The following is a 6821-nucleotide window of genomic DNA, read 5'->3' as shown; positions in this document are numbered from 1 at the left end:
AACACCCGCGCCGGGCTGTGGGACGATTTCACTTGAGAGGTGCCTTGCAGGTCGGGACCGGTGGAAGCGTAGGAACTCCCATCATCCCAGGCCAGTGGGCACCTCTTCTGTTCTCTCCGTCCACAGCCCGTCCGCTACGCGGTGGATCGAGGCCAGTGAGCCGTTTTCAACCTGATGGTGGCGCCCGGGTATGGGCGGCGGGAAGCTGTACGGAACGACGAAGCTCCTGGTAGACGGGTTCTCGACCAAGATCACCCGTTTCATCAGGAGCTTCCGTGCTTGTCTACCCGTCGTCCATAGATCTGTCCGGCCGCACCCTGCGGTACCTCGCCGGGCAACTCGTCGTCCGGCGACGGGAGGTCGGCACTCGGTGGCGGCGGCTGACGGCCGGGCGGCAGGCCCTGCTGGCCCTGGCCCACCTGCGTTGCGGCGACACCTACGTACAGCTTGCCGCCGGGTTCGGCATCGGCGTCGCGACCGTCTATCGCTACGTGCGCGAGGCCGTTGAAGTGCTCGCCGTCCTCGCACCGAGCCTGGCCGAGGCGATGAAGACGGCACGGACGAAGGCCTTCGTGATCCTGGACGGCACTCTGCTGCCGATTGACCGGATCGCCGCGGACACCCCGTACTACTCCGGGAAGCACAAGCGGCACGGGATGAACGTCCAGGTTCTTACGGACCCGTTCGGGCGACTGCTATGGGCCTCACCCGCACTGCCCAGCGCTGCGCACGACCTGACTGCGGCCCGCGCACACGGGATCATCCACGCCCTCACAGAGGCGGGACTCAAGTGCTGGGCGGACAAGGCATACCAGGGCGCCGGCCGCTCCGTCCGTGTCCCGTTCCGGGGCCGTCGACTCAAGCGGTGGCAGCAACGGCACAACACCACCCATGCCAAGATCCGCTGCGTCGGCGAGCAGGCCATGGCCGCCTTGAAAGACTGGCGCCTGCTGCGGAAACTCCGCTGCAGCACCAACCGGATCACCGACATCGTGAAGGCCATCCTCGTCCTTCACCATGCCTCAGTACGAGGTTGAAAACGGCTCAGTACTTGGCCGACGGGTCCTCGGTCTCCTCGTCATCGGCCCCCTGGTGTTCCTCCACCAACTGCTCGATCTCCTGGGGAACCCCGTACAGCGCGTCCAGAACCAGACCCCACGCCCGGCCCCGCAGCTCTTCCGGCACCTCGCTCTCGATCTTCTCCGCGAGACTGTCGATCTTGGAGTGGGCGTCATACTCGGTACCCGTGGTCGGTGCGGTCACCACTGCCCACACCAGCCGGCCCACCCCAGCCGCCGCTCGACCTATGCTGCCGAACACCGAGCCCACATCCATCTGCACTCCCTCCCCTGACGGTTGATGTCCTGCCGCAGCGAGAACCACCTCAGTATGCAGGGCAGGACACCGCGGGGCGTGGCCTGACCAGACCTTGAGCCGGACCGGCATTGGCGGTGAGGCGGGCGCGCCAGGCGGCTTCGTGTTTGTCCCAGATCATGCCGAGGGCGTCGAGTTCGGCGGTCCAGTCGGCTTCGAGGCGGCCAGCGGTGCGGGCGTCGCGCATGGTGGTGATGAAGGTGCCGAGCCGGTAGCCGGTGTGGTCGGCGGGGACGTCGAGGTGGCCGTGTTCGTCGCGGTAGGCCTGGGCGGCGGCGAGGCCGAGGCGCCTAGGACGTGTCTGATAATTGATCTTGTGGTGGGTCGTGGAGAGCTGACAGATGCGGCGTGGGAGCGGATAGCGCCCCTGCTGCCGGGTGTTGACGGGCGGGGCCGTCCGTGGCGGGATCACCGGCAGTTGATCAACGGGGTGTTGTGGCGGTTGCGGACCGGCGCTCCGTGGCGTGACCTGCCCGAACGGTACGGGCCGTGGCAGACGGTCTACGAGCGGTTCGCCCGCTGGGAGGCGGACGGGACCTGGGCCCGCCTGCTCGAGCAGGCCCAGGTCCGCGACGACTCGGTCGGGGCGGTGGAGTGGACCGTGTCGGTCGACTCCACGATCAACCGCGCCCACCAGCACGCCGCTAGCGCCCGCAAAAAGGGGCGGCGGCGGGGGACGAACTGGAAGATCCGGCACGCACGCAGGCTGGCCAGGCGCTCGGCCGGTCCCGCGGCGGGCTGACCACCAAGGTCCACCTGGCCTGCGACGGCCGGGGCCTGCCCCTGGCCGTCGTCGTCACCCCGGGCAACGTCAACGACTCCACCGTCTTCGACGAGGTCCTGAACGCCGTGCGGGTGCCCCGGGCAGGCGTCGGCCGGCCGCGCCGCAGGCCCGACGCAGTCATCGCCGACAAAGCGTATTCGTCACGGGCGATCCGCCGGATGCTGCGAAGCCGGGGCATCCGGGCAGTGATCCCGGAGAGGGACGACCAGAAGGCCAACCGCGTGCGGCGCGGACAGGCCGGAGGCAGACCGCCGGCCTTCGACCGCGACCTCTACAAGGCCCGCAACGTCGTCGAACGCTGCTTCAACCGACTCAAGCAGTTCCGCGCCATCGCCACCCGCTTCGACAAACTCGCCACCCGCTACCGGGCCGGACTCCACCTCGCAGCACTCATCCTCTGGCTCCGCGAAACACGGGATGATCAGTCGCCGATAAACCATAGGTAGCTGCCTGACGTCTTCGAACAGGATTGCAGCAGCCTTTCAAGGTCAAGGACGGCCGCCGTCTGAGACGGTCCCGAACACTGCTTCAACAAGGCTGGCACCTCCCGCAGCGCAGCTTGTGCCTGTTGCTCGTTGAACAACGTGTCCCCATAAGGATCCACACGCGCAAGGTTGCCTTGATGGGTCTCGTCCATGCCGAGCAGGACGTCGGTCAGCTCGTCGCCATGCGCGTACGACCCACGGATCAAAGTCCCCCTGGACCGATCCCAGTCCAGCACAGGCCGGTCGGCATGCAGTTCTATCTCGACACCCACGGTGAATTCCCTTCGAGTGGCTGCACCGAGCAGCCAAATTGCTGGTGGTCAGTGAAGCAGAGGCAGCCAGCGACCGTGGATCATTTGTCAGACAGTTCCTAGGCCTGTGTGATGTCGTGATCATCTTGCCGATCCGGGTCCGTCTGGAGGGCGGATCCGGTAGGAATGACGATCGTGACGCGCAGGCAACTCGCCGACGAGCAGTGGAGGTTGATCGAGCCGTTCCTGCCGATAGGCGAGTACGGCCCGTACCCCGAGCGGCTGCGGGATCAGTTCGAGGGGGTGATCTGGCGGTTCAGGACCAGCGCGCAGTGGCGTGAGAGGCCGGGCGAGTTCGGGCCGTGGCCGACCGTCTACGGGCGTTTTCGGGTCTGGCGGAATGCCGGTGTCTTCACCGCCCTGCTGGAGGGCCTGATTGCTGAGGCCGCTCGCCGGGGCAGGACGGACTTGTCCCTGGTCAGCGTGGACTCCACCACCGTCCGCGCCCATCACGATGCCGCCGGGATGCTCGTCGGCCAGGACGTCCTGGAGGCTCTCGAGGAGGCCGCCGCCGAGCAGGAGCAGGCCCGGCACAAGGGGGTGGCAAGGCGGAACACAACGGGCAGCGTGGCGGAAACGGGACGGAGCGGGAAGAACGCCGGCGCGTCCGTCGGCGGCACCGGTTCCGCCTGAAGGAGGCCCTGCTCGGCCGGTCCCGTGGCGGGCCGACCAGCAAGATCCACCTCGCCGCCGACCGCAGGCGCCGACCGCTGGCGTTCGTCCTGACCGCCGGGCAGGCCGCGGACAGCCCGCAGTTCGTCCCCGTGCTGAACAAGGTCCGCGTGCGCCTGCCGGTCGGCCAGCCCCAGACCCGGCCGGGGGCGGTCGCCGCGGACAAGGCCTACTCGTCCCGCGCCAACCGCGCCTACCTGCAAAAACGCCATATCAAGGCGGTCATCCCGGAGAAGAAGGACCAGGCCGCCAACCGCAAGAGGAGAGGCAGCCGAGGCGGGCGGCCGGTCAGCCACGACACCGGTCTCTACAAGGAACGCAACACCGTCGAGTGTCTGATCAACCGGCTGAAGGACTGGCGCGGCATCGCCACCCGATACGACAAGACACCCGAGAGCTACCTCGCCGGCCTCGAACTCCGCGCCTCGATGATCTGGCTCGAGGACCTCCTGCGAGCAGCCGATTGATCACGACATCACACAGGCCCTAGAGGCGAACCAAGATCATTCTCAAGTAATCACAAGGCCCCAGGCCAACCACCCGAACGATCAAACCGAACACGCCACCACGCCACGCCAAACACGCTCGGACGCGACCACTCCTCCTGCCCCGACTCCCAGTAAAAGGAAGGGACACCAGAACAGAGCAGCCCAACCACCTGAAGATCACTGCTCCGTCACAGCGGCGTGCCGAGGGCCTGCCGGTTCAGTCGTCGGCCGGGGCCCTGTCGGACGAACGGCGCGAGCAGCTGGAGGAGATCGACGCGTCCTGGTGCCCGAGCTGGCCGGTGACGTGGCAGCGGTGCTTCCACCTGGTGCGGATGCACGTGGACGCCGGTGAGGCGCTGCCCACCGGGGCGGGCGAGGTCCTGCGCCAGGGCGAGGATCTCGGCCGGTGGGTGCAGTCGGTCCGGCTGGGGTGGGACCAGCTCACGACCGTGCAGCAGTGGATGTGCGAGCAGGTCCTCGGAATCGTGCCCGCCAGCGAGGACGAAAAGCCGCCCCCGCGCCGTACACAGGCCGACAAGTGGGCAATGAACTATGAGGCCGCCCGGCAGTTCTTCGAGCGTGAGGGGCACCTGCGGGTGCCTCGGAAGCACGTCGAACGGATCGTCGTCGGCGAGGACCAGGAGGAGCGGGAGCTCCGGCTCGGGGCGTGGATCGGCAACCAGCGCAGCCGCGCCGCGACGCTGTCCCCGGAGCGGATGGAGCAGCTGTCCGCCATCGGCATGCGCTGGACGTGATGGCCATCGTCACCGCGGCCGCTGCCCTCACGGCCGGTTGCAAGCGGGTGCGCCGTAGCCGAGCTGTTCATCGTGGGACCTGGTAGTAGTGGTCCGGGCCCAGGGACAGCGCGAACACCGTGTTGTATCGGTGGCGGATATCGCTCACGCTCGCCGTTGGGGGCTCGTTCATGAGTCGGTAGACGGCAGCTGGCTGTTCGGGCGCGGTGATCGGCAAGTCTGGTCGATCCCAGGTGAGAGTGTGCCCAGCATGGCTCAGTCCGCCACCGTCCTCGCGGACGTTGGCGCGGGTGAACGGAATACTGGACAAGGGCCGCTCCCCGGCAGCGAAGACCCTTGTGATGGTCTCGGCTGGTGGCAGCGGGGAACTGTAGTAGGCCGTCAGACGCATTCGGCAGGAAACCCGGTAGGTAGGCTTCACCGGATTGAAGAGGTCCCAGCCAGCCATTCCGCGGTCATAGTGGTCTTCTAGAACTAGTAGACGCAGCACTAGTAGGGCTTGGTCAGGTTCGTATCCGTTTGGGTATGTCGTGGTGGCAGGTGGGGCAGGCGCCGGTCCAGGTGGCGAGGAGTGTCTGCAGTTCCCGGACGGCCTGGTAGAGACTCAGGCCTGCGCCGCGTCTTTTGGGTCTCGGGCCAGTCGTTGCAGGGTGCAGAAGGCGTGGGCGGCGGAGACGAGGGTGACGTGATGGTGCCAGCCACCCCAGGTGCGTCCTTCGAAGTGGGCCAGGCCCAGGGCCTGTTTCATCTCCCGGTAGTCGTGCTCGATGCGCCAGCGGAGCTTGGCCAGCCGCACGAGCGTGGCCAGCGGCATCCCGGAGGGCAGGCTGGACAGCCAGAACTGCACCGGCTCGCTCTCGTCGGCCGGCCACTCGACCAGCAGCCAGCGTTCGGGCAGCTCGGGCCCGTCGCTGGTCGCGCGGACGCCGCGTCCGGCGGGGCGGACTCTGAGGGCGACGAACCGGGAGTACATACGTTTCAAGCCGCTGATCCCTTTGCCCGGCCGGGAGCCCTCCCGCCAGGAAACCGGCCTGGCCGCCGTCCGGCCGGCTGTGATGACCAGGTCTTTCACGGTCTGCGGTGCATCGGGATACTGCATTTTCGGCGGCCGCCCGGTGCCCGTGTAGGCGGGCTGGACGGGCCGGGCGTCGGCCGGATGGGCGGTGTGACGGGAGGAGATGCCCACCGCGTAGGGCAGGCCGCGTTCCTCCAGCCCGTGGCGGAAGGCGGCGGCATCACCGTATCCGGCGTCCGCGACGACCAGCGGGACATCGACGCCCCACGAGAGGGTCTCGTCGATCATGTCCAGGGCCAGCTGCCACTTCTCCACATGTCCCACCTGTTCGGGGATGCCGCAGCGGGTGCGGCGGGCGACCTTGGCCGGATCGGCCTCCGGGGAGGCCGGGTCCCAGGAGGCCGGCACGAACAGCCGCCAGTCGATCGCGGCCGAGGCACGGTCGGTGGCCAGGTGAAGCGAGACCCCCACCTGGCAGTTGGTGACCTTGCCCGCGGTGCCGGTGTACTGCCGCGACACACACGCCGAGGCGTCCCCGTCCTTGAGGAAACCGGTGTCGTCCACGATCAACGCTTCCGGGCCGATCGCCTCGTGCATCCTCCAGGCCAGCCGGGCCCGCACATGCGCCGCATCCCATGGGCTGGAGGTGATGAAGTGGGCCAGTGCCTGCCGGTTGCCGTCCTCGCCGAGGCGGGCCGCCATCGGCTCCACCGACTTACGTCTGCCGTCCAACAGCAGCCCGCGCACATACGCCTGCCCCCACCGCCGCTGATCCGCACGGAAGAACCCGTCGAACAACTCCGCCGCGAACGCCTCCAGATCCTCCCGGACCCCGGCCATCTCCTCAGGTGTCACACCAAGACAACGGCACCGACCAACAAGCAGACACGCCACTCATGAGTGAACCTGACCAAGCCCTACTAGGGGTGTGCTCTGT

General features: G+C 67.8%; 8 protein-coding genes and 1 pseudogene. 4 read left to right on the top strand and 5 right to left on the bottom strand.

What is annotated here, in order from left to right; all coding sequences use genetic code 11:
- Nucleotides 1-275 precede the first annotated feature (275 nt).
- On the top strand, nucleotides 276-1037 hold the full coding sequence (locus ACZ4V6_RS34260; RefSeq protein WP_467834852.1) for a transposase family protein: 762 nt from the start codon (nucleotides 276-278) through the stop codon (nucleotides 1035-1037).
- Nucleotides 1038-1044: 7 nt separating this feature from the next.
- On the opposite strand, the gene ACZ4V6_RS34255 is transcribed toward ACZ4V6_RS34260, so the two are convergent.
- Both ACZ4V6_RS34255 and ACZ4V6_RS34250 read right to left on the bottom strand, forming a co-directional pair.
- Entirely contained in the window at nucleotides 1045-1263 is a 219-nt protein-coding gene (locus ACZ4V6_RS34255; protein ID WP_467834850.1) for a hypothetical protein, read from the bottom strand.
- A 121-nt stretch (nucleotides 1264-1384) separates the two neighbouring features.
- Nucleotides 1385-1786: a helicase associated domain-containing protein gene (locus ACZ4V6_RS34250; RefSeq protein ID WP_467834848.1), complete on the bottom strand. Its 402-nt coding sequence runs from the start codon at nucleotides 1784-1786 to the stop codon at nucleotides 1385-1387.
- Between ACZ4V6_RS34250 and ACZ4V6_RS34245 the strand changes: the two genes are divergently transcribed.
- Nucleotides 1691-2604 (top strand): IS5 family transposase gene (locus ACZ4V6_RS34245; protein ID WP_467834847.1). Its coding sequence is split into 2 segments (ribosomal slippage): nucleotides 1691-2039 and nucleotides 2039-2604, totalling 915 coding nucleotides; the frame shifts between segments, so codons are not numbered across the junction. The two genes, ACZ4V6_RS34250 and ACZ4V6_RS34245, sit on opposite strands and share 96 nt — an antisense overlap.
- Here ACZ4V6_RS34245 and ACZ4V6_RS34240 read toward each other — a convergent pair.
- Nucleotides 2580-2915, bottom strand: coding sequence for a hypothetical protein (locus tag ACZ4V6_RS34240; protein WP_467834845.1), 336 nt, complete (start codon nucleotides 2913-2915; stop codon nucleotides 2580-2582). The genes ACZ4V6_RS34245 and ACZ4V6_RS34240 overlap by 25 nt on opposite strands.
- Nucleotides 2916-3089: 174 nt before the next feature.
- Here ACZ4V6_RS34240 and ACZ4V6_RS34235 point away from each other — a divergent pair.
- Both ACZ4V6_RS34235 and ACZ4V6_RS34230 read left to right on the top strand, forming a co-directional pair.
- Nucleotides 3090-4093, top strand: a pseudogene (locus tag ACZ4V6_RS34235) (IS5 family transposase).
- Nucleotides 4094-4413: 320 nt separating this feature from the next.
- Complete coding sequence (locus tag ACZ4V6_RS34230) at nucleotides 4414-4869, top strand: helicase associated domain-containing protein (RefSeq protein WP_467834844.1); 456 nt, start codon at nucleotides 4414-4416, stop codon at nucleotides 4867-4869.
- A gap of 67 nt (nucleotides 4870-4936) precedes the next feature.
- Here the strand turns inward: ACZ4V6_RS34230 and ACZ4V6_RS34225 are convergent, their stop codons facing one another.
- Nucleotides 4937-5317: a hypothetical protein gene (locus tag ACZ4V6_RS34225; RefSeq protein WP_467834843.1), complete on the bottom strand. Its 381-nt coding sequence runs from the start codon at nucleotides 5315-5317 to the stop codon at nucleotides 4937-4939.
- Nucleotides 5318-5473: 156 nt separating this feature from the next.
- The gene (locus ACZ4V6_RS34220; protein WP_467834842.1) at nucleotides 5474-6724 is read right to left on the bottom strand and encodes an IS701 family transposase; all 1251 of its coding nucleotides are present in this window, start codon (nucleotides 6722-6724) and stop codon (nucleotides 5474-5476) included.
- Between the last annotated feature and the right edge of the window lie 97 nt (nucleotides 6725-6821).

Source organism: Streptomyces sp. NPDC029152 (assembly GCF_055564355.1).
This window is presented reverse-complemented; position numbering and strand designations above follow the sequence as displayed.